Below are 1003 nucleotides of genomic sequence, written 5' to 3'. Positions count from 1 at the left end.
GTTGTAAGTCCGGTTCGGGGGCGAGTGTCCGGAAACCTACCGCAGCAATGCGGCAAGGCGCTGGGTACTTAGCCTACTCAACGCGGTTAGCTTCGTTGACTACAAAAAGTACCATTCCAACAAGCAAAGCTATCACTTTATCCGGCGCACCAGCGACAGGATATGTAAAGAGCATGGGCTATCCGTCGTCGTACCGGGACAGGACAAGGGAAAAAGCTATGCAGAATACACCGCCGAAAAGCAAGGGACAAGCTACAAAGCAAAGCTGAAAACGGCGATAGATACTCTCATTCCCCAAGTGAAAGATTTTGACGAACTGCTGCGCCGCTTGCAGGAAATGGGGTATGAAATCAAACAGGGCAAATACATTTCCTTTCGCGCTGCCGGACAGGAACGGTTTACCCGCACAAAGACGCTCGGCGCGGCCTATACGGAAGAAGCGATAAAGGAGCGTATCAAGGGCGTGTATGTTGCCAAAACAAAAACGCTGCGGGAAGATAAGAAAATCCGGCTTGTCGTCGATCTTGAAAACAGTATCAAAGCCCAACAGTCGGCGGGCTATGAACGGTGGGCAAAAATCCATAATCTGAAACAGGCTGCTAAAAGCATGAACTTCCTAACCGAAAACAAGATTGAGTATTATAGCGAACTTGAAAGCAAGATAGCCGATATTATGACCGCTCATGACGCGGCGGCAAAGGCGGTTAAGGAAGTGGAACAGCGTATGTCTGATTTGTCGCTGCTTATCAAGCACACCACCACATACCGACAGTTAAAACCGATTTACGATGAATACCGAAAATCGCCGGACAAGGAAAAGTATCTGCGGGGGCATGAAAGCGAAATTATCCTGTTTGAAGCTGCGGCAAGGGCATTAAAGGAAATGCAGATAAAGAAGCTGCCCGATCTCGCCGCGCTGCGCAAGGTGGTGCTAGAATATAAATAGTGCAAGTCAAAATGAGAAAATTCCAAATAGACAATACATGATACAATAGAAGTATCG

General features: G+C 47.9%; 1 pseudogene. It reads left to right on the top strand.

The features are described from left to right. Positions 1 to 79: 79 nt before the first annotated feature. Positions 80 to 925: pseudogene (locus FGQ85_RS18240) on the top strand (relaxase/mobilization nuclease domain-containing protein); the annotation flags it as partial. Between the last annotated feature and the right edge of the window lie 78 nt (positions 926 to 1003).

It is taken from the genome of Pseudoflavonifractor sp. BSD2780061688st1 E11, assembly GCF_005844125.1.
Taxonomy (GTDB): Bacteria; Bacillota; Clostridia; order Lachnospirales; family Lachnospiraceae; genus Sellimonas; species Sellimonas catena.
The sequence above is the reverse complement of the archived record's forward strand: the minus strand, read 5'-3'. Positions and strand labels throughout refer to the sequence as shown.